The organism is Stenotrophomonas rhizophila, assembly GCF_003751305.1.
GTDB classification, from domain to species: domain Bacteria; phylum Pseudomonadota; class Gammaproteobacteria; order Xanthomonadales; family Xanthomonadaceae; genus Stenotrophomonas; species Stenotrophomonas rhizophila_B.
Genome location: NZ_RJKV01000001.1, coordinates 1,158,672 through 1,185,158 on the forward strand (window position 1 = coordinate 1,158,672; position 26,487 = coordinate 1,185,158).

25 protein-coding genes are annotated in these 26,487 nt (G+C 67.6%); 22 read left to right on the forward strand and 3 right to left on the reverse strand.

The window, feature by feature from the left end; translation table 11 throughout:
• Window positions 1–93: 93 nt before the first annotated feature.
• Together EDF74_RS05375 and EDF74_RS05380 are read left to right on the forward strand one after the other, a co-directional pair.
• On the forward strand, window positions 94–543 hold the full coding sequence (locus tag EDF74_RS05375) for a PA2169 family four-helix-bundle protein (RefSeq protein ID WP_019183020.1): 450 nt from the start codon (window positions 94–96) through the stop codon (window positions 541–543).
• Between the two features lie 159 nt (window positions 544–702).
• Entirely contained in the window at window positions 703–990 is a 288-nt protein-coding gene (locus EDF74_RS05380) for a hypothetical protein (protein WP_046272599.1), read from the forward strand.
• 54 nt (window positions 991–1,044) lie between these two features.
• Here the strand turns inward: EDF74_RS05380 and EDF74_RS05385 are convergent, their stop codons facing one another.
• Entirely contained in the window at window positions 1,045–1,512 is a 468-nt protein-coding gene (locus EDF74_RS05385) for a GNAT family N-acetyltransferase (RefSeq protein ID WP_260232184.1), read from the reverse strand.
• A gap of 110 nt (window positions 1,513–1,622) precedes the next feature.
• On the opposite strand from EDF74_RS05385, the gene EDF74_RS05390 reads away from it, so the two are divergent.
• The 5 genes from EDF74_RS05390 (at window position 1,623) to thrC (ending at window position 8,449) form a co-directional block, all read left to right on the forward strand.
• On the forward strand, window positions 1,623–2,312 hold the full coding sequence (locus EDF74_RS05390; RefSeq protein ID WP_123729106.1) for a helix-turn-helix domain-containing protein: 690 nt from the start codon (window positions 1,623–1,625) through the stop codon (window positions 2,310–2,312).
• A 66-nt stretch (window positions 2,313–2,378) separates the two neighbouring features.
• Window positions 2,379–3,326: a DMT family transporter gene (locus EDF74_RS05395; RefSeq protein WP_123729107.1), complete on the forward strand. Its 948-nt coding sequence runs from the start codon at window positions 2,379–2,381 to the stop codon at window positions 3,324–3,326.
• 347 nt (window positions 3,327–3,673) lie between these two features.
• Window positions 3,674–6,196, forward strand: coding sequence for a bifunctional aspartate kinase/homoserine dehydrogenase I (gene thrA, locus EDF74_RS05400; RefSeq protein ID WP_184997072.1), 2,523 nt, complete (start codon window positions 3,674–3,676; stop codon window positions 6,194–6,196).
• Between the two features lie 11 nt (window positions 6,197–6,207).
• The gene (locus EDF74_RS05405; RefSeq protein WP_123729720.1) at window positions 6,208–7,125 is read left to right on the forward strand and encodes a homoserine kinase; all 918 of its coding nucleotides are present in this window, start codon (window positions 6,208–6,210) and stop codon (window positions 7,123–7,125) included.
• 31 nt (window positions 7,126–7,156) lie between these two features.
• Window positions 7,157–8,449, forward strand: a complete 1,293-nt coding sequence (thrC, locus tag EDF74_RS05410) for a threonine synthase (protein WP_123729109.1) — start codon at window positions 7,157–7,159, stop codon at window positions 8,447–8,449.
• A 7-nt stretch (window positions 8,450–8,456) separates the two neighbouring features.
• Here thrC and EDF74_RS05415 read toward each other — a convergent pair whose 3' ends face one another.
• Window positions 8,457–9,218 (reverse strand): Crp/Fnr family transcriptional regulator, encoded by a 762-nt coding sequence (locus EDF74_RS05415; protein WP_019183011.1) that lies wholly within the window; start codon window positions 9,216–9,218, stop codon window positions 8,457–8,459.
• A 141-nt stretch (window positions 9,219–9,359) separates the two neighbouring features.
• On the opposite strand from EDF74_RS05415, the gene hisS reads away from it, so the two are divergent.
• The 15 genes from hisS (at window position 9,360) to EDF74_RS05490 (ending at window position 23,236) form a co-directional block, all read left to right on the forward strand.
• The gene (gene hisS, locus EDF74_RS05420; RefSeq protein WP_123729110.1) at window positions 9,360–10,757 is read left to right on the forward strand and encodes a histidine--tRNA ligase; all 1,398 of its coding nucleotides are present in this window, start codon (window positions 9,360–9,362) and stop codon (window positions 10,755–10,757) included.
• 23 nt (window positions 10,758–10,780) lie between these two features.
• Window positions 10,781–11,047, forward strand: coding sequence for a hypothetical protein (locus EDF74_RS05425; protein ID WP_260232185.1), 267 nt, complete (start codon window positions 10,781–10,783; stop codon window positions 11,045–11,047).
• A 168-nt stretch (window positions 11,048–11,215) separates the two neighbouring features.
• On the forward strand, window positions 11,216–11,536 hold the full coding sequence (locus EDF74_RS05430) for a YerC/YecD family TrpR-related protein (RefSeq protein WP_123729112.1): 321 nt from the start codon (window positions 11,216–11,218) through the stop codon (window positions 11,534–11,536).
• Between the two features lie 11 nt (window positions 11,537–11,547).
• Window positions 11,548–12,459, forward strand: a complete 912-nt coding sequence (gene hisG / locus EDF74_RS05435) for an ATP phosphoribosyltransferase (protein WP_121036643.1) — start codon at window positions 11,548–11,550, stop codon at window positions 12,457–12,459.
• Window positions 12,456–13,751 (forward strand): histidinol dehydrogenase, encoded by a 1,296-nt coding sequence (gene hisD / locus EDF74_RS05440; protein WP_123729113.1) that lies wholly within the window; start codon window positions 12,456–12,458, stop codon window positions 13,749–13,751. The genes hisG and hisD overlap by 4 nt, the downstream gene beginning before the upstream one ends.
• The gene (hisC, locus tag EDF74_RS05445; protein WP_123729114.1) at window positions 13,748–14,836 is read left to right on the forward strand and encodes a histidinol-phosphate transaminase; all 1,089 of its coding nucleotides are present in this window, start codon (window positions 13,748–13,750) and stop codon (window positions 14,834–14,836) included. The genes hisD and hisC overlap by 4 nt, the downstream gene beginning before the upstream one ends.
• A complete protein-coding gene (gene hisB, locus EDF74_RS05450; RefSeq protein ID WP_123729115.1) occupies window positions 14,833–15,906 on the forward strand; it encodes a bifunctional histidinol-phosphatase/imidazoleglycerol-phosphate dehydratase HisB in 1,074 nt (357 codons plus the stop codon). The genes hisC and hisB overlap by 4 nt, the downstream gene beginning before the upstream one ends.
• Complete coding sequence (gene hisH / locus EDF74_RS05455; RefSeq protein WP_123729116.1) at window positions 15,903–16,505, forward strand: imidazole glycerol phosphate synthase subunit HisH; 603 nt, start codon at window positions 15,903–15,905, stop codon at window positions 16,503–16,505. The genes hisB and hisH overlap by 4 nt, the downstream gene beginning before the upstream one ends.
• Window positions 16,502–17,236: a 1-(5-phosphoribosyl)-5-[(5-phosphoribosylamino)methylideneamino]imidazole-4-carboxamide isomerase gene (gene hisA / locus EDF74_RS05460; RefSeq protein ID WP_123729117.1), complete on the forward strand. Its 735-nt coding sequence runs from the start codon at window positions 16,502–16,504 to the stop codon at window positions 17,234–17,236. Before hisH ends, hisA begins: the two co-directional genes overlap by 4 nt.
• Window positions 17,230–18,006 carry an imidazole glycerol phosphate synthase subunit HisF gene (hisF, locus tag EDF74_RS05465; protein WP_123729118.1) on the forward strand — a complete coding sequence of 259 codons (777 nt, stop codon included), beginning with the start codon at window positions 17,230–17,232 and terminating at the stop codon, window positions 18,004–18,006. Before hisA ends, hisF begins: the two co-directional genes overlap by 7 nt.
• A complete protein-coding gene (hisIE, locus tag EDF74_RS05470) occupies window positions 17,996–18,634 on the forward strand; it encodes a bifunctional phosphoribosyl-AMP cyclohydrolase/phosphoribosyl-ATP diphosphatase HisIE (RefSeq protein ID WP_123729119.1) in 639 nt (212 codons plus the stop codon). Before hisF ends, hisIE begins: the two co-directional genes overlap by 11 nt.
• Before the next feature lie 93 nt (window positions 18,635–18,727).
• Window positions 18,728–20,326 carry a calcineurin-like phosphoesterase C-terminal domain-containing protein gene (locus EDF74_RS05475; protein WP_123729120.1) on the forward strand — a complete coding sequence of 533 codons (1,599 nt, stop codon included), beginning with the start codon at window positions 18,728–18,730 and terminating at the stop codon, window positions 20,324–20,326.
• Between the two features lie 145 nt (window positions 20,327–20,471).
• A complete protein-coding gene (locus EDF74_RS05480; protein ID WP_123729121.1) occupies window positions 20,472–21,473 on the forward strand; it encodes a glucokinase in 1,002 nt (333 codons plus the stop codon).
• A gap of 33 nt (window positions 21,474–21,506) precedes the next feature.
• A complete protein-coding gene (locus EDF74_RS05485; protein ID WP_123729122.1) occupies window positions 21,507–22,505 on the forward strand; it encodes a N(4)-(beta-N-acetylglucosaminyl)-L-asparaginase in 999 nt (332 codons plus the stop codon).
• Entirely contained in the window at window positions 22,502–23,236 is a 735-nt protein-coding gene (locus tag EDF74_RS05490) for a copper homeostasis protein CutC (protein WP_123729123.1), read from the forward strand. Before EDF74_RS05485 ends, EDF74_RS05490 begins: the two co-directional genes overlap by 4 nt.
• A 162-nt stretch (window positions 23,237–23,398) precedes the next feature.
• Here the strand turns inward: EDF74_RS05490 and EDF74_RS05495 are convergent, their stop codons facing one another.
• Window positions 23,399–26,464, reverse strand: coding sequence for a TonB-dependent receptor (locus EDF74_RS05495; protein WP_123729124.1), 3,066 nt, complete (start codon window positions 26,462–26,464; stop codon window positions 23,399–23,401).
• Window positions 26,465–26,487: the final 23 nt, after the last annotated feature.

Here is a 26,487-nt window from a genome sequence, read left to right on the forward strand (position 1 = left end):
CAGTGTCACGCCGACTTCATGGCCGATGCGGAAAAGTCGACTCACCCCGACAACAACACACGGGTCAAACCGGACCAACAGGAGTACATCGCAGTGAATACCGAATCGAAGACCGCGCATAACTTGAACGACCTGATCGAAATCGCCCGCGATGGCCAGGAGTTCTACACCGAGGCCGCAGGCAAGGTCGAAGATGCCGAGTTGGCGGCGCTCTTCACCCGTATCGCCGGCGTCAAGAATGAGATCGTCCGCTCGCTGAGCGCCACCGTTGTCGCCGCCGGCGGCAAGCCGGCCGACCATGGCACCTTCGTCGGTTCCATGCAGCAGTTCTACGGCAAGGTGCGCGCCACCCTGGGCGACAAGCAGTATGGCTACGTGGCCGAGCTGGAAGAATCCGAAGATCGCCTGCTCAAGGCGTTCAAGGACACCCTGACCGACGCCGACACCTCGCCGGCCGCGCGCCAGGAAGTCCAGCGTCTGCTGCCGCAGGTGCAGGAATGCCATGCCGTGATGCGCGACCGCAAGCACGCCATGAAGCACTGAGTTTCAGTCGCTTCCTGAAGCAGTATCCAGACAGCCCCGGCACTGCCGGGGTTGTCTGTTTGTGTCCGGCAGGACGGGTGAGGACCACGCCCCGCACGGGGCCGAACGGTAGTGGGGGATTTGGTGCATACTCGGGACAAAGAGCCGCTTGGATTTGACATGGAACACATGCGTTGGCTGACGCTTCGTCTCAGCAACAATCAATCCATCGGCCCGAAGGTGCTGATGGACCTGTGGGCCAACGCGTGCGAGACCAATCAGTCCTCGGTGACGCGCGAAACGCTGCCCGGCAAGTCCACCTCCTACGCACTGCATGCACCGACCTCGCTGGCCTATCCCAAGCGTGCGGAACTGCGCATGCGCAAGCTGCTGGAAGAGGCTGGCTACACCTTCACCCTGGGATCGCTGGCCGACCGCCCGGCGCCGCAGCCGGTGCGCTTCCGCTGACGCCGGTCAACGGCGTCGCATTCATTCTCGATCCAACATCCCGCGACCGCGTGTTCAGTCGACGCGGTCGGCGGCCACGCTGCGGACCATGATCCGGACCGGCATGCCCGCGGCATGCCGCAGCGATTCCAGCGGTGCCCAACCCAGCCGGCGGTACAGGCCGCCATCATCGGCTTCGGTCTGCAGGTAGATGTCCCGCACGCCAAGGGTCCTGCCACGCGCCAGCAGTTCCGCAATGACCGCCTCGGCCAGGCCGCGGCCGCGATGGTCCGGGTGGACATAGACGCCCCCCAGCCAGTGCAGCCGTTCGGGGCGCTCCGTGCGTTCATGGAATTTGAGCTGCGCGGCAGCGACCGGGACCTCGCCCTCCAGTACCACCAGCAGCAGGGGCAGCTCGTCGTCCTGCAGGAAGACTTCCAATCGCTGCTGCTCGTCCAGCACGGTGACTCCGGCAACGTGGCTGCCCCATTCCTGGAAATACCATGCGGCGATGACCGGCAACAGCTCGGGGCGATCACTCAAGGGGACGATGCTGCAGGCCACGGCGAACGCTCCATGTTGTACGGGTCGGCTGCCATGGTACTCGTAGCCGCGGCTTGCGGTGCTCTTCGCTCTGCGCGCAGACTATCGCCATGCACGCCAGCGCCTGCCACCTGCGGTGTTACGGAAGGTCCAGTGATGTGGACCGGCATGACTTTGCGCAGTGGGTGCTGCCGCTGCGAGGGGATCTGGATTTCGACGTGGATGCGTTTGGCGGTCGGCTGGATGTCATGCAGGGGGCGTTTGTTGCACCCGGGGAAGGACACGCGCAGACCGGCGATGGCGATCATCTGATGCTGATCGTCGATTGCCCGGCCGGGCTGATCGATGACCACACCCTTGAGCATCTGCGCCGCCAGCGGTGGCTGGCACTGCCGAAGAAACTGCGGCAACGCTTGGCCGGCGCGTCCGCGCACGCCAGCGACGATCTGCTCGCAACCTTGCTTCAGCAGTACGCACCTGCCGGCAGCGCGGCACGCCTGCATGCGCTGTGCACGCAGCTTTCGGCCAACCCCGGCGCGGACTGGAACGTGGCCCGCATGGCGGCACGGGTCGGTATCAGCGGCAGCCGCCTGCACGCGGCGTTCGTCCAGGAATTCGGGGTGCCGCCGCAGGCCTGGTTGAGTGCCTGCCGGCTGCGCTGGGCCAAGCATCGGCTGCTCACCAGCACCGACAGCATCGCTGCCATCGCGCTGGATGCCGGGTACTCCGAGCACAGTGCGTTGACCCGTGCCCTGCGCCGGGAAACCGGGCTGACCCCGCAGGCCTTCCGCAGGCAGTAGTCTGGGTCAAGACGCCGTGGCACGCTGCTCCTACACTGCGCGGCCAATGCACACGCACGAGCCGCAATGAAACGATCAATGGGAGTGGGCATCGCCAACGGCATTGCCGCCGGCGCGCTGTGGGGCGTGGTGTTCCTGGCCCCGGCGATGCTGCACACCTTCACTGCGGTGCAACTCTCAGCGGGCCGTTATCTGATCTACGGCCTGATTGCCGTGATTCTGCTCGCGCCGCGCTGGCGCCAGCTCAAGGACCGGCTCAGCTGGCCCGAGTGGCGAGGCCTGTTATGGCTGAGCCTGGCCGGCAACCTGGTCTACTTCCTGCTGCTGGCCAATGCCGTGCAGTGGGCCGGTGGTGCGGCCGCCTCGCTGATCGTGGGATTGATTCCGGTCGTGGTGACACTGGCGGGTGTACGCGAGGAGGGTGCCGTGCCGCTTCGGCGCCTGGCCCCGGCGCTGCTGTTGTGCCTGCTGGGTGTGGCGCTGGTGGGCTATGAGGCCCTGATGGCGGAACACGCGCAGGGCTCGGCGGGGCGTAGACTGCTCGGGCTGCTGTGCGCGGTCGGGGCGCTGTTGTCGTGGGCGGTGTATTCCATCGGCAACAGCCGCTGGCTGGCGCGCCGCCCGGATCTGTCCGGCCATGACTGGTCGCTGCTGACCGGCATCACCACCGGCGGACTCGCCCTGGTGCTGGTGCCGAGTGCGTTTCTGACCAGCGCGACGGTGCATCCGTCCGGTGAGTGGCTCAACTTCTGGCTGATCAGTGCGGGCGTGGCGGTGGTCGCCTCGGTGCTCGGCAATGCCTGCTGGAACCGCGCCAGCCGCAACCTGCCGCTGACCCTCACCGGGCAGATGATCGTTTTCGAAACGTTGTTTGCGCTGTTGTATGGCTTCGCCTGGCAGCAGCGCTGGCCGACGCTGATGGAAACGGTCGCCATTGTCTGCCTGGTGTCTGGCGTGCTGATGTGCGCGCACGCGCATCGGCCACCTGCGGCGGTGGCGGAGCATGTGGGGTAGGGCAGGCCCTGCTGCGCTTGAATGGTCACATTCGCAACTTTTTGGCCGACGTTCGCAGCGGTTTACGTGCCGCCATCTTTTGCAGCGCAGCACTTGACAAGCAGGGCGGTGGCGTAGTTTTCTTGCCCCATGGTCATCCCCGCCGCCCACGTCAGCCTGCTCCTTCCCGCCTCCGCGGGCGGCCAGGCCGTGTCGACCGGTACCACCATCATTACCACCGCCACCACTCGCCCGGTGCGGCCCGTCGTCTTCGCGTAATTTCCGAAAACCACGGCCCCGCACCCAGATCAGGTGGCGGGGGAAACTCTCACATCTGATATGACGCGGGGCCTCCCATCGAGGTCAGCATGTCTTCTGTCGCCGCTTCCGCTCCCCCCTCCGCCCAGCCGGCCGTCTCCGTTGCATCGCGGGCCGGCGTGACCACTGTGGTCCACAAGTTCGGTGGGACCTCGGTGGCCGATGCCGAGCGCTATCGCCACGTCGCCCAGTTGCTGCTGGCGCGCGAGGAAGCGATGCAGGTCACCGTGGTCTCGGCCATGAAGGGCGTCACCGATGCGCTGATCGGCGTCGCCACCTTGGCAGCGGAAGATGGCTCGGCCTGGCGCGAACAGTGGCACGGGTTGCGCGCACGCCACCGCGGTGCGGCGGTTGCCTTGTTGGGCGAACACGCCGGGGCAACGGTGGAGTGGTTGGACCAGCGCTTCGACCAGTTGGCCGAGGTGCTGGGCGCGCTGGCGGTGATCGGTGGTCTGCCCACCGAAGTGCTGGATCGCGTGCAGGGCATGGGGGAGGTGTATTCGGCCCAGCTGCTCGGCAAGTACCTGCAGACGCTGGGCGAAGACTGCGCGGTGCTGGATGCGCGCGATGTGCTGGTGATCGAGCGCGGTGAACTGGGCGTGGATGTGGACTGGGTGCGCAGCGCCGAGCGACTGGCCCAGTGGCGCCTGCAGCATCCGCAATCGCGCATCGTGGCAACGGGTTTTGTCGCCCGCGACCGCCAGGACCGCATCACCACGCTGGGCCGCAACGGCAGCGACTACTCCGGCGCGATCTTCGCCGCCTTGTTCAATGCCGACGAACTGCACATCTGGACCGACGTGGACGGCGTACTCTCGGCCGACCCGCGGGTAGTGCCCGAGGCGGTCCAGCTGGAAGCGCTGAGCTACGACGAAGCCTGCGAGCTGGCCTATTTCGGCGCCAAAGTGGTGCACCCCCAGACGATGTCGCCAGCGATCGAGCGCGGCCTGCCGATCATCATCCGCAACACCTTCCATCCGGACCATCCGGGCACGCGTATCACCGCCGAGCGCACCGTTTCGGGTCCGATCAAGGGTCTGACCCTGAGCCCGGACCTGGCGGTGATCAACCTGGAAGGCACCGGCCTGATCGGTGTGCCCGGCACGGCCGAGCGGGTGTTCGCGGCGCTGCGCAATGCGCATGTGTCGGTGGTGATGATCTCGCAGGGCTCCTCCGAGCACTCGATCTGCTGCGTGGTGAAGCAGGCCGAGGCCGTGCGGGCGCGTGAATCGCTGCTGCAGGCGTTCGCGCATGAGTTGAGCCTGGGCCAGGTGCAGCGCGTGCAGTTGACCGACAACGTGAGCGTGTTGGCCGCCGTGGGCGATGGCATGGCCGGCCAGCCCGGCGTGGCCGCGCGCCTGTTCGAGTCGCTGGGCCGCGCGCAGGTGAATATCCTGGCGATCGCGCAGGGCTCGTCGGAGCGCAACATCTCGGTGGCGGTGGACAGCCGCCATGCGACCAAGGCCCTGCGCGCGGCGCACGCCGGGTTCTGGCTGTCGCCGCAGACATTCTCGGTCGGTGTGATCGGCCCGGGCAACGTCGGTGCGGCGTTGCTCGATCAGCTGCAGGCGGCCCAGGTGCAGCTGCTCGGCCGCGCGAATGTGGATCTGCGTCTGCGTGCGGTGGCCTCGCGCACGCGCATGGTGCTGGACGAGCGCGGCCTGAAAGGTGACTGGCGCGCGGCGCTGTCCGGCCCGGCGCAGCCGAGTGATCTGGAGGCATTCACCGAGCATCTGCTCTCCGCCCATCTGCCGCACGCGTTGATCATCGACTGCAGTGGCAGCGCCGACGTAGCCGACCGCTACGCCGGCTGGCTGGCGGCGGGCATCCATGTGGTCACCCCGAACAAACAGGCCGGTGCCGGTCCGCTGGAGCGCTATCACGCGATCCGCGAGGCAGCGGCTGGCAGTGGCGCGCGCTTCCGCTACGAAGCCACGGTGGGTGCCGGGCTGCCGGTGATCACCACGCTGCGCGACCTGGTCGATACCGGCGACGAGGTGCTGGCGATCGACGGCATTTTCTCCGGCACGCTGGCGTGGCTGTTCAACAAGTACGACGGCCAGGTGCCGTTCTCCGAGCTGGTCAGCCAGGCACGTGGCATGGGCTACACCGAGCCGGACCCGCGTGATGACCTCTCCGGCGTGGATGTCGCGCGCAAGCTGGTGATCCTGGCGCGTGAGGCGGGCCGGGAGCTCAGCCTGGAGCAGGTGCGCGTGGAAAGCCTGGTGCCTGAGGCGCTGCGCCAGGCCAGCGTGGACGACTTCATGGCGGGCCTGCCCCAGATCGATGCGGTGTTTGCAGAGCGCCTGGCGGTCGCCAAGGCTGACGGCGCAGTTCTGCGTTACGTCGCGCGCCTGACCTCTGACGGTGCCGAAGTCGGTCTGGTCGCACTGCCGGCCGGGCATGCCTTCGCCAACCTGCGCCTGACCGACAACGTGGTGCAGTTCACCACGCGCCGCTACTGCGACAACCCGCTGGTGGTGCAGGGGCCGGGCGCCGGGCCGGAGGTGACCGCCGCCGGTGTCTTCGCCGATGTGCTGCGCGTGGCGGTGGGTGAAGGAGCACGTCTGTGAGTGAGGGCAGCATGACGGAAGCACGCGCGTTTGCGCCGGCCTCGGTCGGCAACGTGGGGGTCGGGTTCGACATCCTGGGCCACGCCATCGAGGGCGTTGGCGATACCGTGACGGTGCGGCGCATTGAAGCGCGCGTGGTGCGCATCCAGGCGATCCGCGGCACCACGGTGGACCTGCCGTTGGTGGCCGAGGACAACACCGCCGGCGCGGCGTTGATCGCGCTGCATACCGCGCTGGATCTGCCGTTCGGCTTCGAGGTGGAGATCGACAAGGGCATCGCGCTGGGCTCGGGCATGGGCGGCTCGGCCGCGTCGTGCGTGGCGGCGCTGGTCGCGGCCAATGCGCTGTTGCCGCAGCCGTTGTCGCGCGAGGCGCTGTATCCGTTCGCGTTGACCGGCGAGGCGGTGGCCAGCGGTGGCCGCCATGGCGACAACCTCGGGCCGATGCTGCTGGGTGGCTTGGTACTGAGTACCGCGGACCGGCTGGTGCCGGTGCCGGTCCCCGCGGCCTGGCACAGCTTGCTGGTGCATCCCGAGGCGGTATTGGAGACCCGCCGCGCGCGCGCCGCGCTGCAGGGGCATTACGCCTTGGGCGAGTTCGTCGCGCAGAGCGCGAATCTGGCGCTGGTGCTCAGTGGCTGCTACACCGCTGATGCCGCGTTGGTCCGTGCCGGGCTGCGTGATGTGCTGGTCGAGCCGCGCCGTGCGGGTCTGATCACCGGGTTCGCCGCCGCGCGCGACGCGGCGCTGGCGGCCGGGGCGATGGGCGCCAGTATTTCCGGCGCAGGGCCGAGCGTGTTTGCCTGGTTCGAGCAGCGTGATGCCGCCCTTGCCGCGCAGGCAGCCGTGCAACAGGCATTTGCCGAGGCCGGCTTTGACAGCCAGGGCTGGGTGTCGCCCTTGAATGCGCCCGCCGCGCGCTTGCTGTGACGCGTCCACTCTTTCTACTTTGGGATGTCCGATGAAGTTCGTTTCCACGCGTCACGCTGCACCCGCCGTTTCACTGAGCCAGGCGCTCGCCGCTGGCCTCGCCCCGGACGGTGGCCTGTATGTCCCCGAACATCGCCCGCGCCTGCAGCACTGGTCGGCGCAGGGTTCTTTCGCGCAGACGGCTGCAGCCGTGCTGGCACCGTATTTCCATGACGATGCCCTGGAGAAGGCGCTGCCCGACGTGTGCGAGCAGGCCTTCAACTTCGATGCGCCACTGCGCCCCCTGGCGACCGCCGATGACCATGTGCTGGAACTGTTCCATGGACCGACGGCCGCGTTCAAGGACTTCGGTGCGCGCTTCCTCGCGGCGTGTCTTGCCCGTCTGCAGGAAGGCCGGGAGCGTCCGCTGACGATCGTGGTCGCCACCTCCGGCGATACCGGGGCGGCCGTCGCCGCGGCCTTCCACCGGCAGCCGGGAATCCGGGTGGTGGTGCTGTACCCGGACGGCCGGGTTTCGCCACGTCAGGCGCATCAGCTGGGGTGCTTCGGCGACAACATCCACACGCTGCGCGTCGCCGGGTCGTTCGACGATTGCCAGGCGATGGTGAAGCAGGCGCTGGGCGATCGCGAGCTGCAGGACGCGGTGCCGCTGAGCTCGGCCAACAGCATCAGCCTGGGGCGTTGGCTGCCCCAGATGAGCTACTACGCACACGCCGCGCTGGTCCATCAGGCACAGACCGGGCACGTGCTCAATCTGGTGATCCCGACCGGCAACCTCGGCAATGCGATGGCGGCGATCCTGGCCCGTACGATGGGCCTGCCGTTGGGGCAGATCGCGCTGGCAACCAATGCCAACGATGTATTGCCGCGCTACTTCCACGGCGAGGTCTACAAGGCACAGACCAGCGTCGCCACCATCGCCAATGCGATGGACGTAGGTGCGCCGAGCAACTTCGAGCGGCTGCGCTGGCTCTACAACGACGACGACGCGGCACTGCGGGGCGCGTTCACTGCCGAAGCGGTGGATGACGCAGCCATCCGCGAACTCATCAAGCGGCGCCATGATCTGCATGGCGAGGTGTTCTGTCCGCATACGGCGACGGCGGTGGCGCGCCTGGAGCACCTGCGGGCCGCGGGTGCGCAGGGTCACTGGGCAGTCGCGGCGACGGCGCACCCGGCCAAGTTCGAGTCGGTGGTGGAACCGCTGATCGGGCAGGCGCTGGACGTACCGCCGGCCTTGGCCGCGCTGCTGGAGCGGCCGGCGCAGGCCGAAGCCTGCGCACCGGCGTATGGGGCGCTGCGTGAGGTGCTGTTGCGCGGGTGAGGCGGGGTCAGTACGACTCGTCGGCCGAGAGCTTCTGCAGGCCGGCTTCGTCCAGGATCTCGACGGTGTTCAGATGGGGCAGGGCGATCAGGCCCTGCTGGCGCAGCTTGGTGAAGGTGCGGCTGACAGTCTCCATGGTCAGGCCGAGATGGTCGGCGATGTCGCCACGGCCCATCGGCAGGGTCACGCGCAGCCCCGGCTCACCGAGCAGCGCTTCGCGCGCGGCCAGGCGCAGCAGGAAATCGGCGACCTTCTCGGCCGGCTGCAGCCGGCCCAGCGCCATCGCGGCATCCTGCGCGGCATCCAGCTCCTGGCAGGCGCGCTGCAGCAGCTTGCGCTCCAGATGCGGGAAGCGCGAGCGCAGGTCCTTCATCTGCGGCAGGGCCACGCGGCAGACCCGGCTGTCGGCGATGGCCTCGATGTCGTAGCGGTGATGATCGCTGCCGCTCAAGCCCAGGAAGTCGCCAGGCAGCACGAACCCGCTGATCTGGCGGCGGCCATCTGCCAGCGTGCGGACCAGGCGCAGCGCACCGGCGGTAATCGTATAGACATGTTGGCGCGGCTCACCGGCACGGGCCAGGGTGGACCCCAGCGGCAGTGCCTGGGACACGGTGACGCGTTCCAGCGCCTGCACTTCATCCGGCGAGAGCGCCGAGCAGACCGCCAGATGCCGTACCGAGCAATGCAGGCAGTCGCGCAGCGGCGAGCAACCGGGGGCGGCGGGGTCTTCAACAGCGGAAAGCGCGGTACCGGAGTGGGGCCGGGTCATGTCAGGTCAGCAAGCGGGACCTGCCTATGATACGTCATGCCGCCATTGGCCCGGTCCCGATGCCCGGATGCGGCTCGTTGCGCTGGCTGCGGCTAGAATATGCCGCTCGCTCATCCCCCCGTTTCCGCAGGAGTCCCGCAAGTGATCAAGCCCCGTACGCCGCCCGGCATCATGGAACTGCTGCCGCGTGAGCAGATCGCGTTCCAGCGCATGCTGGACGTCATCCGCCGCAACTACGAGCGGTTCGGGTTCCTGCCGGTGGAAACCCCGGTGTTCGAGCTGTCCGATGTGCTGCTGACCAAATCCGGTGGCGAGACCGAGCGCCAGGTGTATTTCGTGCAGTCCACCGGCGCGCTGGCCAATGCCGCCGAAGCCGAAGAAAAAGCGCTGCCCGAGCTGGCACTGCGCTTCGATCTGACCGTGCCGCTGGCGCGCTACGTCGCCGAGCACGAGCACGACCTGACCTTCCCGTTCCGCCGTTACCAGATGCAGCGCGTGTACCGCGGTGAGCGCGCCCAGCGGGGCCGTTTCCGCGAGTTCTACCAGTGCGACATCGATGTGATCGGCAAGGACGCGCTGAGCACCCGCTATGACGCCGAAGTGCTGGCGGTCATCCACGCGGTGTTCGCGGAGCTGCGCATCGGTGATTTCTCGGTGCAGCTCAACAACCGCAAGCTGATGCGTGGGTTCTTCGAAAGCCTGGGCGTGGCCGATGGCGAGCGCCAGCTGGCCGTGCTGCGCGAAGTGGACAAGCTGGACAAGCGCGGCGCCGATTACGTGCGCGAGACGCTGGTGGGCGAGGGCTTTGCGATTCCGGCCGAGCAGGTCGAGCGCATCCTGGCTTTCGTGGCCGTGCGTTCGAGCAGCCATGCCGACGCGCTGGCGCAGCTGGACGCGCTGTTGGTCGACGGCGGCGCCAGCGAGACGCTCAAGCAGGGCGTGGCCGAACTGCGCGAAGTGCTGCAGCTGGTCAAGGCGCTGGGCGTGCCGGAAACCGCGTACTGCCTGAACTTCTCGATCGCACGCGGCCTGGATTACTACACCGGCACCGTCTACGAGACCACGCTGACCGACCACCCGCAGATCGGCTCGATCTGCTCGGGTGGCCGTTACGAAGACCTGGCCAGCCACTACAGCAAGTCCAAGCTGCCGGGCGTGGGCATCTCCATCGGCTTGACCCGCCTGTTCTGGCAGCTGCGCGAAGCGGGCCTGATCGCCGGTATCGAGGACAGCAGCGTGCATGCGCTGGTGGCCCTGATGGATGACAACGGCCTGCCCGAGTCGCTGGATATCGCCCGTCGCCTGCGCGTGGGCGGCATCAATGCTGAAGTACAGATGGAGCCGAAGAAGATCGGCAAGCAGTTCCAGTACGCGGCCAAGGCCGGCATCCGTTTCGTCGTGCTGGCCGGTGAAGATGAGCTGGCGCGTGGCGTGGTGGCGGTCAAGGATCTGCTGCGCGAGCAGCAGTTCGAGGTCGCCCGCGACGAGCTGGCCAGCGCGCTGCAGGTCGAGCTGGAGCAGGCCAAGGCCATGGCATGAAGCGGCCTGGGGCAGGGGCGCTGATGGTGCTCCTGCTCGCGGCCTGCCAGAGTGATCCGGCGCTGCGCAGCCAGCAGATCGGCCCGGGGCACTACCAGCTCTCGGTCGATCGCTGCCATGTGATCGATCGGGAACAGCTTGAGCACGACCTGCGCGAGCTGGCCGGGAACCAGTGTCCCGGCGGCGCCGGACCCCTGGAGGCCGTTGAGTCACTCGCCAGTCGCCAGGGCAGCCTGCTCGGCGAATGCCTTCGCAGTGGCGCACTGCGTGCCGAGGTCCGCTGCCGGTAGGTGCCGACCGTGGGTTGGCACGCCTCCTTGTGGATACGCATCACAACGCCCGCCAATGCGGGCGTTGCGCGTTTCCAGACCCTGAACCGACCCAGTCTGCCTGCGGCGGCGGTTTGACCGTATGCCTTCATTTGCGCTAATGTAATAGCACGCTATTACATTGATACGATGAAACTACGTCCCGTCCCCCGCGAGAAAGACGCCCTGGCCGATCTGGCCTCGCTGGCGCGTGCCTTTGCTGCCCTGTCCGATCCCGTCGCGGTGACCGCGTTCCTGCGCGACCTGTGCACCCCCGCCGAGCTGGAAGCGCTGTCCGATCGCTGGAAGGTGGTGCCGCTGCTGCAGCAAAGCGTGCCGTATCGCGAGATCCATGAGCTGACCGGGGTCAGCGTGACCACCACCGGGCGCGTGGCGCGCTCGCTGGACCACGGCCACGGCGGTTACGCCGCCGCCATCGCCGCCACGCCGACCTCCCCCGAATCCGAGTAGAGACCTCCCCCATGAGTGCAACCCAGACCGCCCCGGCACGTGACCGGCTGCGTATCGCCATCCAGAAGAACGGGCGGCTGGCCGAGCCCGCCCGCAGCCTGTTGACCGCCTGCGGGCTGAGCTGGCGGCAGAGCCGCGACAAGCTGTTCTGCTACGGCGAATCGCTGCCGGTGGATCTGCTGCTGGTCCGCGACGACGATATCCCCGGCCTGATCGCCGATGGCGTGTGCGACTTCGGTATCGTCGGCCGCAACGAGCTCGACGAGCAGGGCGCCGCCCGCCGCCGGATCGGCCTGCCGGATGCCTACCAGGCGCTGCGCGGGCTCAACTTCGGCCAGTGCCGGCTGATGCTGGCGGTGCCGGAGGAGTGGGAGTGGACGGGCGTGGAGCAGCTGGCCGGCAAGCGCATCGCCACCAGCTACCCCGCGATCCTGGCCGATTGGCTGGCCGAGCGCGGCGTGGATGCCCAGGTGGTCGAGCTGTCGGGCTCGGTCGAAATCGCCCCACGCCTGGGCACCGCCGATCTGATCTGCGATCTGGTCTCCAGCGGCGCCACCCTGGCTGCCAACCAGCTCAAGCCGGTCGAAACCCTGCTGGAAAGCGAAGCGGTGCTGGCCGGCCCGGTCCGTACCCCCGATGACGCCCGCGCCGGTCTGATGGCCATGCTGCTGCGTCGTCTTGATGGGGTGGTGAAGGTGCAGGACAGCAAGCTGCTGATGTTCCGCGCCGCGCTGGACCGCGTCTCCGAGTTGACCCGCCTGCTGCCCGATGCCGATCCGCTGGTGCAGTTGCCCGATGATGGCGGCCACCTGCGTTTGCAGACCATGTGCCACGGTGCGTTGACCTGGCAGCGGCTGGAGGACCTGGAGCGCGCGGGCGCGCAGGGATTGATGGTATTGAGTGTGGAGCGGTCGCTGGCATGAATCGTTTGACGTGGTCCCAGTTGGATGCCGGCGCCCAGGCGCAGGCGCTGCAACGCCCGGTCCAGGCCGTGGCGGCGCGTACCCGTGAGTCCGTTGCCGCGTTGATCGCGGCGGTGCGCGAAGGCGGCGATGCCGCACTGCGCGAGATCACCCTGCGCTTCGACGGGGTGGCACCGGAGACCTTCGAGGTCAGCGAGGCGGAGTTCGCCGCCGCCGAGCAGGCCGTCTCCGCCGAACTGCGTCAGGCGATGATCGATGCCGCCGCGCGCATCCGTACCTTCCACCAGGCCGGCATGAGCCAGGGCTATGCGGTCGAGACCGCGCCCGGCGTGCGTTGCGAGCGCGTGGTGCGCCCGATCGGTCGGGTGGGTCTGTATGTGCCGGCTGGCAGCGCGCCGTTGCCGTCCACCGCGTTGATGCTGGGCGTGCCCGCACAGCTGGCCGGCTGTCGTGAAGTCGTGTTGTGCACGCCGCCGCGCAAGGACGGTAGTGCCGATCCTGCGGTGCTGGTGGCCGCGCGCCTGACCGGCGTGCACCGCGTGTTCAAGCTGGGCGGCGCGCAGGCGATCGCTGCGATGGCGTATGGCACCGACAGCGTTCCCGCCTGCGACAAGCTGTACGGCCCGGGCAATAGTTACGTGACCGAAGCCAAGCAGCAGGTCGCCCAGGACGGCGCTGCGGCGATCGACATGCCGGCCGGGCCGTCCGAAGTGTTGGTGATTGCCGATGCCGGCGCCAATCCCGCGTTCGTGGCCGCCGATCTACTCTCGCAGGCCGAGCACGGTCCGGACTCGCAGGTGCTGCTGCTGACCGACGATGCGGGAATGGTGGATCAGGTTGAAGCGGCCGTGGAGGCGCAGTTGGCGCAGCTGTCGCGTGCGCAGATCGCCGCGCAGGCGCTGGCATCCTCGCGGCTGATCCTGGTTGATTCGCTGGACGACGCCTTCGCGATCAGCAACCGGTATGCCCCGGAGCACTTGATCCTGGCGCTGCGCGAGCCGCGCGCCTGGTTGGACAAGGTGGAAGCGGCCGGTTCGGTGTTCCTCGGCGACTACACCCCCGAAGCGCTGGGCGATTACTGCAGTGGCACCAACCATGTGCTGCCCACTGCCGGTGCCGCGCGTGCCTACAGCGGCGTCAGCGTCGCCAGCTTCCAGAACCTGATCAGCGTGCAGTCGGCCACCGCCGCCGGCATCGCGGCCATCGGCGAGTGTGCCCGTGTGCTGGCCCGCGCTGAAGGCCTGGATGCCCACGAGAACGCGGTGACCCTGCGCATGGAGGCGGCCGCATGAGCACTGGCTCCCTCCTGTCCCTGGTCCGTGCCGACCTGCAGGCGTTTGCCGGCTATTCCTCAGCGCGCAGCAGTGCGCTGGTCGGGGATGTCTGGCTCAACGCGAATGAATCGGCGTGGGCCAATCCGGCCGACGTCGCTGGCGGCGCGCGGCGCTATCCCGACCCGCAGCCGGCAGCATTGCGCGATCGGCTGGCCGAACTGTACGGCTGCTCCGCCGAACAATTGTTGATCGGCCGTGGCAGTGACGAGGCCATCGATCTGCTGGTGCGCGCGCTGTGCGAGCCGGGCCGCGATGCAGTGGTGACCACGCCGCCGGTGTTCGGCATGTATGCCGTCTGCGCCCGCCTGCAGAACGCGCCGCTGATCGAGGTGCCCCTGGTCGATCAGGGCGATGCGCTGGTCGCCGATATCGATGCGGTGATCGCCGCGGCGCTGGGCGGTAACGCCAAGCTGGTGTTCCTGTGCTCGCCGTCCAATCCCGCCGGCAGTGTGATCCCGTTGGCTGAGATCGAGCGTGTGGCCGCGGCGTTGCAGGGCAGGGCGCTGGTGGTGGTGGATGAGGCCTATGGGGAGTACGCCGAGCAGCCGTCCGCGACCACGCTGTTGAGCCGTTACGAGAACATCGCGGTGCTGCGCACGCTGTCCAAGGCGCATGCGCTGGCAGCCGCGCGCATTGGCAGCCTGATCGCCGATGCTGCGCTGATCCAGCTGCTGCGCCGCTGCCAGGCGCCGTATCCGGTACCCGCGCCCTGTGCCGAGCTGGCGTTGGCCGGTCTCGGCGCCGAGAGCCTGGCCATCACCACCCAGCGCATCGCGCAGGTCAAGGTTGAACGTACCCGCCTGCAGTCCGGCCTGGCCGCGCTGCCCGGTGTGGTGCGTGTCTATCCCTCGCAGGGCAACTACCTGCTGGCCCGCTTTGCCGACCCACAGGGCGCGTTCGATGCGCTGCTCGCCGCTGGTGTGGTGGTGCGTGACCAGCGTGCCGCGCCGCAGCTGGGCGATGCACTGCGCATCACTATCGGCAGCCCGGAACAGAACGACCGTGTACTCGCCGCCCTGATGGCCCGGAGGGCTGCCGCATGACCCCGATTCTGTTCGTCGACCGCGACGGCACCCTGATCGAAGAGCCCGCCGATTTCCAGATCGACGCGTACGAGAAGCTGCGCTTCGTGCGCGATGTGATCCCGGCGATGCTCAAGCTGCGCGACGCGGGTTACCAGTTCGTGATCGTCAGCAACCAGGATGGCCTGGGCAGCGAAGGCTATCCGCAGGCGAGCTTCGATGGCCCCAACGACCTGATGCTGCAGATCTTCGCCAGTCAGGGCATCACCTTCCGTGACGTGCTGATCGACGGCACCTGGCCGCAGGACAACGCACCGACCCGCAAGCCGGGTATCGGCCTGATGCTGCCCTACCTGCAGGACCGCAGCATCGACTGGTCGCGCTCGGCGATGGTGGGTGACCGCCTGACCGATATCCAGTTCGCCGAGAACATGAAGATCCGTGGCTTCCAGCTGCGCACCGAGCAGTTTGGCGGCGACTGGGACTGGACCTCGATCGCGCATGAGCTGGCCGATGCGCCGCGCCGGGCCACCGTGCAGCGCAATACCAAAGAAACGAAGATCCGTGTCGAGGTCGATCTGGATCGCACCGCCGAGCCGCAGACCCACACCGGGCTGCCGTTCTTCGATCATATGCTGGAGCAGATCGGCAAGCACGGCGGCTTCGCGCTCAGCGTGCAGGCCGAGGGCGACCTGCACATCGACGAGCACCATACCATTGAAGATACCGGTCTGGCGCTGGGCCAGGCCCTGCGTGAGGCGCTCGGCGACAAGCGCGGCATCGGTCGCTACGGCTTTACCCTGCCGATGGATGAAACCCTGGCCAGTGCCGCGCTGGATTTCAGCGGCCGCCCGTACTTCGTCTTCGAAGGCGAGTTCAAGCGCGAGCGGGTGGGCGACATGCCGACCGAGCTGGTGCCGCACTTCTTCCGCTCCCTGTGCGATGCGGCCGGGTTGAACCTGCACCTGAGCGTGCGCGGCGACAACGACCACCACAAGGTCGAGGCCTGCTTCAAGGCGCTGGCGCGCGCGCTGCGCCAGGCCTTGCCGCGGCAGGGCACTGCGCTGCCGAGCACCAAGGGGGCACTGTGACCGAGGTTGCGCTGATCGATGCGGGTGGCGCCAACCTCGGCTCGGTCCGCTATGCGCTGGAACGTCTGGGCGTGCAGGTGCGGCTGGTGCGCGATGCGCAGGGTCTGGAAGGTGTCTCGCGGGTGATCCTGCCCGGCGTCGGCGCGGCGCCGCACGGGATGGCGCGTCTGCATGCGCAGGGTCTGGTGCAGCCGTTGCGCGAGCTGCAGGTTCCGCTGCTCGGGATCTGCCTGGGCATGCAGCTGCTGTTCGATGGCTCCGAGGAAGGCCACGTCGAGTGCCTGGGCCTGTTGCCCGGGGTCGTGCGCCACCTGCGTCCTGCCACCGGCATCCGTGTGCCGCACATGGGCTGGAACCGGCTGTTGCCCCTGCGCGAGTCAGCGCTGCTGGCCGGCGTGCCGGCGCGGGCCAGCGCGTATTTCGTCCACAGCTACGCCGCGCCCCTGGGCGAAGACACGGTCGCGGCCTGCGATCACGGCGGGCTGTTCGCGGCCGTCGTGCAGCGCGGCCGGCACAGTGGCGCCCAGTTCCACCCGGAGCGCTCGGCCGATACCGGCGCGCGCATCCTGCGCAATTTCATCGAGAACGAACCGACATGAGTTTCATCGTCTATCCCGCCCTGGATATCCGCGAAGGCCGCGTGGTGCGGCTGCTGCAGGGTGACTACGCGCAGCAGACCACCTACGGCGATGACCCGCTGCCGCGCGCGCAGGCCTTTGCCGCGGCGGGCGCAAGCTGGATGCACCTGGTGGATCTGGATGCGGCCCGTGCCGGTGGTTACACGCTGGCACCGCTGCTGTCCTCGATCGCATCGCAGACCGGCCTGAAGGTGCAGACCGGCGGCGGTGTGCGCTCGCGCGATGACGTGGCGCGCATCCTCGATGCCGGTGCCGCCCGCGTGGTGGTCGGCTCGGTCTCGGTCCGTGAGCCCGACACCGTGATCGGCTGGCTGCGCGAGTTCGGTCCGGAACGGCTGACCATCGCGCTGGACGCGCGCCAGGCCGAGGATGGCCGCTGGCTGTTGCCGGTGCATGGCTGGACCGAGACCGCCGAGGACACCCTGGACGTGTTGGCCCAGCGCTACGCCGAGGCGGGCATGCAGCACCTGCTGTGCACGGATATCGCGCGCGACGGCATGCTGTCCGGGCCGAACATCGATCTCTACCAGCATCTGGCCGCGCTGCTTCCCGGCGTGGCGGTGCAGGCCTCTGGCGGCGTGCGCGATGCCGACGATGTCGCCCAGGCCAAGGCAGTCGGCTGCGGCGGGGCGATCCTCGGCAAGGCATTGCTGGAAGGGCGCATGACCCTGGAAGGCGCGCTGGCATGTTGAGCCGCCGCCTGATTCCGTGCCTGGATGTGCGCGATGGTCGCGTGGTCAAGGGCGTGCGTTTCCGCGATCACGTGGACATGGGCGATATCGCCGAACTGGCGATGCGCTACCGCGACCACGGCGCGGATGAACTCGTGTTCTACGACATCGGCGCCAGCCCGGAAGGTCGCGCGGTGGACGTGGCCTGGATCGAGCGCATCGCGCGCCTCATCGACATTCCGTTCTGCGTGGCCGGCGGGATCAGCGATGTGGAGACCGCGCGGCGCGTGCTGCATGCCGGTGCCGACAAAATCTCGATCAACTCGCCGGCTCTCGGTCGGCCCGAACTGATCGAAGAACTGGCCGATGCCTTCGGCGTCCAGTGCGTGGTGGTCGGTATCGATTCGGTGCGCGAGGCGGACGGCGAATGGCGCGTGCGCCGCTTCAGCGGCGATCCGGACAAGACCCAGGCGGTGGCGGTCCGTACCTTGGACTGGGTAGTGGAGGCACAGCGTCGGGGTGCCGGTGAGATCGTGCTCAACTGCATGGACAGCGATGGCGTGCGCCGCGGCTACGATGTGGCCCAGCTGCGCCAGGCCCGTGCGCTGTGCCAGGTACCACTGATCGCCTCCGGCGGCGCTGGCGAGATGCAGCACTTCGCCGATGTGTTCGACCAGGCCGATGTTGACGGCGCACTGGCCGCCAGCGTGTTCCACAGTGGCGCCATTGCCATTCCCGCGCTCAAGCAGTTCCTGCGCGAGCAGCAGATCGAGGTTCGAGATGTCTATTGAGGTGGATTCCATTGACGTGCAGCCGTCGCGCGAGGCGCTGGCGCAGCTGGACTGGGGCAAGGGCGATGGCCTGTTGCCGGTGGTGGTGCAGGACACCGACACGTTGCGCGTGCTGATGCTCGGCTATGCCAATGCGGCGTCGCTGGAGCAGACGCTGGCCACGGGCCACATGACCTTCTTCAGCCGCAGCAAGCAGCGGCTGTGGACCAAGGGCGAATCCTCCGGCAACGTGCTGGCGGTGACCGCCGTGCGGATCGATTGCGACAACGACACGCTGCTGGTGAGTGCGCGCCCGGCCGGACCGACCTGCCATACCGGCAGCGAGAGCTGCTTCCCGCAGGCACCCGGCAACTTCCTGGGCCGGCTGGATACGGTGGTGCGCGAGCGCGAACAGCAGCGCCCGGCCGGCAGCTACACCACGTCGCTGTTCGACGGCGACATCCGCCGGATCGCGCAGAAAGTGGGCGAGGAGGGCGTGGAGACCGCGCTGGCAGGGGTGGTGCAGGACGATGACGCGCTGCTGGGCGAGTCGGCCGATCTGCTGTTCCATCTGACCGTGCTGCTGCGTGCGCGTGGGCTGTCGCTGGATGATGCGGTCGCGGTGCTGGCGGCGCGCCACGCGGGGTAAGCGAGGCCGCACATCGTTTAACGTCGGTGAAACGCGGTGCAGGCGATGATGTGCGGCTCTACACTTCCCCACCCCCCGACCGGACCGCCCCCGATGACCCGTACTGCCGCCTGGCTGGCTTGCCTGCTGTTGATGACTTCGCCTGCCTGGGCTGCTGAAACGACCGTCACCGGCAAGGTGTATCAGGAGCGCGACGGCAAGCCCGGGCGCGGCCCGACCGATCCCGGCCTGGCCGGTGTGCAGGTCTCCAACGGGGAAACGATCGTGCGTACCGCTGCCGATGGCAGCTACAGCCTGCCGGTGCGCGAGGGGCAGACCGTGTTCGTGATCAAGCCCGACGAGTACCGCTTCCCGGCCGCCGCCAACGGGCTGCCCTCGTACTGGCGCCACTACGCACCGCAGGGTTCGCCCACGCTCAAGTACGACGGCATCCGCGCCACCGGCGGCGGCACCCGCAACTGGGATTTCGCGCTGGAACCGGCCAAGGGCACCGATGCGGCACGCAACGGTTTCGAGATGCTGGTGTTCAGTGACTCGCAGACCGCCAGCCGCCAGGACATCGGTTACTACCAGCGCGCCATCGTTGAGCCGATCATCGGCAAGCACCCGGCGCGGCTGGGCACTACCCTGGGCGACATCGTCAACGACGACCTGAGCCTGTACCCGGACATCAACAAGGTCACCGCGCAGCTGCAGGTGCCATGGTTCCATGTGCCGGGCAACCACGATCTGGACATGGACGCAGGCAACGACGCGCACTCGCTGGACAGCTGGCGCGCCGTGTACGGCCCGGACACCTATGCGGTGGAAGAGGGCGGCGCGAGCTTCGTGTTCCTCGATGACGTGGTCTACGATCCCAAGGCCAAGCCGAGCTACGTGGGCGGTCTGCGCGCGGACCAGTTCACCTTCCTGGCCAACTACCTGAAGGGCCTGCAACGTGATCGCTTGATCGTGCTCGGCATGCACATTCCGCTGTTTGATGCGGCGCCGGGCCGTGAGACGTTCCGCCATGCGGACCGCACGCGCCTGTTCGCGCTGCTCAGGGAGTTCCCGAACGTGCTGGTGCTCAGCGGCCACAGCCACACCCAGCAGCACTACTACCACGGTGCCGCCGAAGGCTGGCAGGGCAGCAAGCCGCTGCACGAGTACAACGTGGGCGCGGCCTGCGGGGCGTTCTGGTCGGGGGTGAAGGACAGCAACGGCATTCCCGATGCGACCATGAGCGATGGCACCCCTAACGGCTATGCGGTGCTGTCGGTCAAGCCCGGTGGCGACTATGGCCTGCGCTATTACGTGGCGCGTGCGCCGGACGATTACCAGATCGCCCTGCATGCGCCGAAGGTGCTGCGCCAAGGCGCGTATCCGGCGTGGGGCATATACGCCAACGTGTTCATGGGTCAGGCCGATTCGTTGGTCGAGTACCGCGTGGACGATGGCGCCTGGCAGCCGATGAAGCGTGTCGAGCAGCCCGATCCGCGGCTGCTGCAGGAGAACGTCGCCGACGATACCGCCGAGCGCCTGCGTGGTTTCGACCGCTCGCCGGAAGCTACGCCGTCGCCGCACCTCTGGCGCGGCGCGCTGCCGACCAACCTGCCGGTAGGCGAGCACAGAGTGGAGGTGCGTGCGGTGCAGGGGGATGGCCCGACCGCCACGGCCAGCATCAGCTACCGCCTGCAGACCGCCAAGCCCTGATCTACCTGCGCGCCCTTCAGTACGCCACTGTATGGCGGGCGCGGCTTTGCAATCCCCCGGTGATGCCTGAGAATCGCCGGGATTCAATTGATTCAATCAAGGCAAGCGAGTGAGCGCAGCGGTACCGGTTCCGGCCCAACCTGAGATGTCGCCCATTGCGGCCCACCGGGATACTGAGAAAGAAACGCTGATCGTGGCCGATGTGGGCGGCACCTTCGCCCGCGTTGCCCTGGCCACCGTGCGCGCCGGCACCGCGCCGACGTTGCATGGCCTGCGCCGCTACGCCTGCGCCGATCATGTCAGCCTTGCCGCGATCCTGGCCGATTTCGTGAGCACGCTGCCTGCGCCGCCGGCCGCGGCCGTGGTCGCGATCGCCGGCCTGCTCGATGGCGATCATCTGGTGAACACCAACCTGCCGTGGCCGGTGTCGGTGGCGCGGACTCGTCAGGATTCCGGGTTGGCCTCGCTGGCGCTGATCAACGATTTCGAAGCGGTCGCCTATGCGATTCCGCATGTGGCGCCGGACACGCTGGTGGCCCTCAACGGGGATGCCGATGTTACCCCGCGCTGGCCGGCGCTGGTGCTGGGCCCGGGCACTGGCCTGGGGGCGGCCCTGCGCTTTGAAGGTGGCGAGCGGCCGGTGCTGGCCAGCGAGGCCGGCCATGCCGCATTGACGGCCTGCAATGCATTGGAGCTGGACGTGCTGTCACGCCTGCTGCAGCGCTGGGAACACGTGGACAACGAGCGCGTGCTGTCCGGCGGCGGCCTGATGAACCTCTATCCCTGCCTGTGCGATATCCGTGGCGTCACGCCGCGCTGGACCAGCACCGAGGCCCTGATTGCGGCCGCGCATGAGGGCGGCGATCCGGTGGCGGTGGAGACGCTGGACGTGTTCTGTGCCTGGCTTGGCAGTCTGGCGGGCGATCTGGCCACGACCTTCGGTGCGCGCTCGGTCTATCTGGCCGGCGGCATCTCCACGCGCGTGGACCGGTTCCTGCGCGACGGCCGCTTCCGCGAGCGCTTCCTGGCCAAGGGGGTGATGCGCGACGTGCTGCGCCAGGTGCCGATCTGGCGCGTGGACCATGGTGAGCTCGGCGTGCTTGGGGCGGCGGTCTGGCATGTGGAGCATCGCCGGTCCGCTGCGTAGTTCCTTCGTTGTCGATTCTCTGGAGGTGCACCGATGAATGACCGCAGACGATTCCTTCAGGCGAGCGCGTTGGCCGCCGGTGCGCTGGCATTGCCAACGCTGCAGGCACGGAGCGCGTCCGGCGCACGGGTCGTGTCTACCTGGGATTTCGGCGTGGGTGCCAACCAGGTGGCGTGGAAGACCTTGTCGGCCGGCGGCTCCGCGCTGGATGCCGTGGAGGCCGGTGCGCGATGGGCCGAGAGTGACCTGTGCAATCCCACCGTCGGGCGCTGCGGCAATCCTGACCGTGATGGCGTGCTGAGCCTGGATGCCAGCATCATGGACGGCGATGGCCGCTGTGGATCGGTGGCAGCGCTTAGCGATATCGCGCACCCGGTCTCGGTGGCGCGGCAGGTGATGGAAAAGACCCCGCACGTGATGCTGGTCGGGGAGGGCGCGCAGCAGTTCGCGGTGCAGCAGGGCTTCGAACGCAGGAAGCTGCTTACCCCGGACGCTGAAAAAGCCTGGCGCGAGTGGCTCAAGACGGCGCAGTACACGCCCGAGATCAACGCCGAACGGCGCAGCCGCCCCGGCGACAGCAGCAACCACGACACGTTGGGCATGCTCGCCATCGATGCCGGGGGTCGGTTGGCAGGTGCCTGCACCACCAGTGGCATGGCCTGGAAAATGCACGGCCGCGTCGGCGACAGCCCGATCATCGGGGCCGGCCTTTACGTCGACAACGAGGTCGGGGCGGCCACCGCGTCCGGCGTCGGCGAGGAAATGATCCGCAACGCGGCTTCGTTCCTGGTGGTCGAACTGATGCGCCAGGGCCGCTCACCGGCCGACGCCTGCCGCGAGGCGATCGCCCGGGTGGTGCGCAAGCGCCCGGAAGCAAGCAAGACCCTGCAGGTGTGTTTCCTCGCGTTGAACAAGCACGGTGAGGTCGGCGCCTACGCGCTGCATCGCGGCTTCGTCTACGCGGTCTGCGACACCAACCGGCAGGACGATCTGCGCGATTCCGCCTCGGTGTACACGAGCGAACAGACGTGAGCGGGCCGCGCCGGGTACTGGAGATCGCGTCCAATTCGGTGGCCTCTGCGGTGGCCGCCCAGCAGGGGGGCGCGGATCGGATCGAACTGTTCGACAACCTGGCCGAGGGCGGCACCACGCCATCGCAGGGCAGCATCGCCGTCGCCCGTGATCGCCTGCGGATTCCACTGTTCGTGCTGATCCGCCCGCGTCCCGGCGATTTCCTCTACACCGCGCAGGAGGCTGAAATCATGCTGCGCGATGTCGCGCACTGCCGTGCGCTCGGCTGCGACGGCGTGGTGATCGGTGCCCTGGAGGCCGACGGCGGCATCGACATGGCGCTGTGCCGCGAACTGGTGTCCGCCGCCGGCCCGCTCGGTATCACCTTCCACCGCGCCTTCGATGCCGCGCGTGATATGGGGACGGCGCTGGAGCAGATCGTGACGCTGGGCTGCCAGCGCATCCTGAGTTCGGGGGGGCAGGCCAGCGCGCTGGCTGGGGCCGATGTCCTGGCCGCACTGGTGGCCCAGGCAGGCGATCGGATTTCGCTGATGGCCGGTGCGGGAATCACGGCGGCCAATGCCGCAGAGGTCGCCGAACGCAGTGGGTGCATTGAATTGCACGCCTCGGCGAAGGCCACACAGCGGTCGGCAATGCGCCACCACAATCCAGCACTGACCGGATTGTCGCCGGACTGGACCGCCACCGACGTGGCGCAGGTCAGCGCACTGCGCGCGGCGCTGGATCGCTGAGAAGCCCGCGGGTAGAGCCACCCCATGGGTGGCTGCGCTTTGATCCTGCAACGTGCAGCCACCCATGGGGTGGCTCTACGGATAACACGATTAACTACCCCCGTCCCCGTTAAAAGAAACGGCAGCCGCCTGTACAAGCGCAGCTGCCGTGGAGGACCGCTCTTAGAACTTCCAGTTCACGCCGAAATACAGCTGGCGGCCGGCATAGATGTTGGACAGCAGGCGGGCCTGGCTGTCATTGCCGATGTAGCTCTGCAGCTCGGACTTGGTGGCGTTGAGCACCGAGGCGGTCACCGTCCAGTCCGGGGTGATGTTGTAGGCCACGTTGAGGTCGAGCTGGTCGTACGGCTTGGTGTAGGTGGTCAGTCCGTTGTTCAGGCCACCGACCACTTCGCCACGGCGGTTGTACGAGGCACGGGCCAGCAGCTTGTCGTTCTCGTAGAAGATCGTGACGTTGGCCTGGTTCTTGGCGCTGCCGACCAGCGGCGAGGCACCGATTTCTTCGCCATCCAGCACGATCGAGGCGAGGTTGGTGTCGTTGTAGGTGTAGTTGGCCTGGACACCAAAGCCCATGTCGAACGTGTACTGACCGTACACCTCCACGCCCTGCGAAACGCCATCGCGACCGTTGGCTTCCGTGGCGTACTTCTGCACCGTGACCGTCTGGCCGCCGACCGTCATCTGCTGGTCGCGCACCACCGGGACGGTGAAGTTGTCCACGTTCTTGCGGAACAGGGCCACGCCCGCGGCGGAGCCCGGCTTGAAGTACCACTCCAGGCCGAGGTCGAACTGGACGGCTTCGAACGGTTCCAGGTTCTTGTTGCTGCCCGAGCCGTACCAGCCGGGGGTGTCGGTGCCGCCGGCGACACGGCGGTCGTTGCTGTATTCCTCGCTGATGTAGCTCAGGCCACCCGGGTAGGCGATGCTGGTGTAACCCGGGCGTGCAATCACCTTCGACGCCGCGCCGCGCAGCACCAGGCTGTCGGTGATGTCCCAGGCGATGTTGAAGCTGGGCAGGAAGTCGGTATAGGTCTTGTCCAGCGAGCTGAGGGTGTACACCTTGTCGCGGACCTGATTGTCCGGCAGGCGCACGAAGCCGCCCTGGCAGCGCAGGGTCGGATCGGCCGCCGGATCATCGCAGCTCATCGGCGAGCCGTTGGCGTTGTCCACGAAGTAGTCGTTGAAGCGCTCCACCGAATCGCTGGACTGGGCGAACTGCTGCGTGCGCACCACGCGCACCCCGACGTTGCCGCGGACGCGCTCGGTACGGAAATTGGCCTGGAAGTACCCGGAGTAGATCTTCTCGTTGACGTCGTAGACGAAGTCTTCTTCGGTCCGGTTGTGCGAGCCGCCGTAGGTCTGGTTGAGGTAGTTGATGTAGGCCGGGTAGTTGACGCCCGGGAACACATTGGCGTTGAAGCCGCCGACGATGTTGCTGATCGGGCTGGACAGGAAAAAGCCCGGCTGGGCATCACCGGCGGTGGAATCGCAGCCGGCCTGGTAGCGGTTGTTATCGTAGTCGGCTGGATCCAGCCCCTGGCAGACCCAATAGGTGTTGCCGGTGTTGCGGTGGACCTTGCCGTCACGGTACTTGGTGCCGAACTGGATCGAGTCCAGCCAGCCGGCTTCGAACAGCTTGGTGAAGTCGGCCTGGAAGTAGTTCTGTTCAACCTCCGTCTGCATCCACGACGAGTCGGTCGAGCCGGTGTCGACCTCGGCAATGCCGGCCATCAACTGGTCCTGCAGGTCCGGGGAGAACTGCACCGACGGCGTGCCGGTGAGGTCCCATGCGGTGTACTGGTTACCCGACAGATAGTCCGCACCGACCTTGCGGCGCGGCTTGGCCGACATCCGGAAGTTCATTGACGGGCCGCCCTCGGACCACGTACGGCCACCGGTGAACGAGGCCTTCCACAGCGGGCTGATGTCCCATTCGACGGCCAGATCGGCGGTCTGGGAAAGCGCTTTTTCCTTGCTGTAGCCGCCGGTCAGCTGCGGGGTGGGCAGGGTGCAGTCATCCGGACCCCAGCCGCCCGGCGCAAGGCCAGCCGCTGCGGCCTGTTCTTCGCTGCAGATGTAGGCCTTGCCCGGCAGCTTCTCGAACTGCGCGCCAGTCACGATGCTGCCACTGGGATCGAAATCGAGCCCGTTGAGGAGTCGGCCGCCGGCCCAGTTACCGTCGCCGTTGAAGCGGGCCATGCTCCACTCCGGCACCTTGAGCATGTTCTGGGTGTAATCACCCTGCAGCTCGAAGCGGAAGTAGTTGGCGGTCAGGGTCAGGTTGTCCAGCGGCTTGAACTGGAAGGTCAGCTGCCCACCCTTGCGTTCGCGCTTTTCTTCCTTCACCGCGAAGTTGACCGAGGTCGGCATGAAGAAGTCGCTGTAGTTGCCGCCGGTCTGGTTGTTGAAACCGGACTGCCCCCACCAGTAGTGGATGCCATCCTGCGCCAGGACGTTGCCGTTGGCATCGCGCGCGTCGCCGGCGCCATACCACTGATAGTCCTCGGTACTGGCTTCCATGGTGCGGCTGGTGCGCTTCTGCTGCGTCACGCCCACCAGGACGCCAAAGCGCTCATCCTTGCTGTGCCAGGAGTAGAGCGCCGAGGCCTGCGGATCGATGTCGTGGCTGGTATCCGACGAAGTGCCTTCCAGGTTCACGTAACCCGAGTTGGCTTCCATATCGAGCGGACGGCGGGTATGCAGGATCACCGTGCCGCCGATGCCGCCTTCGTCGATGCGCGCTTCCGGGGATTTGAACAGTTCCGCGCTGGACAGCATGTTGGACGGCAGCAGCGTGTAGTTGAACGAACGCGACGCCTCGTTGTTGGTTTCCGAGGTGGCGACGTAATTGCCGTTCAACTGGGTGAGGGTGAGGTCGGGCGCAAGGCCGCGCACGCTGACGCTCTTGCCTTCGCCGCCGCTGCGCGTGATCACCACGCCGGGCACGCGCTGCAGCGCATCGGCGACGTTCTTGTCGGGGAACTTGCCCACGTCCTCGGCGGTGATCACTTCCACCACCGCGTTCGCATCGCGCTTCTGCTGAAGGCTCTTTTCGATGGCGTAGCGGTAGCCGGTGACGGTCACGCTGTCGAGCGTGGTTGCATCAGGGGTGCCGGTCGCCGGGCTGGCCTGCTGCGCGAATGCGCTGGCCGGCACGACCGCGGTGGCCAAGGCACTGGCGATGGCCGCGGACAACCTGACGCGGCGGTGCATGCGTGACATCTTCATTCCACTCTCTCCCTCTCCTGGAT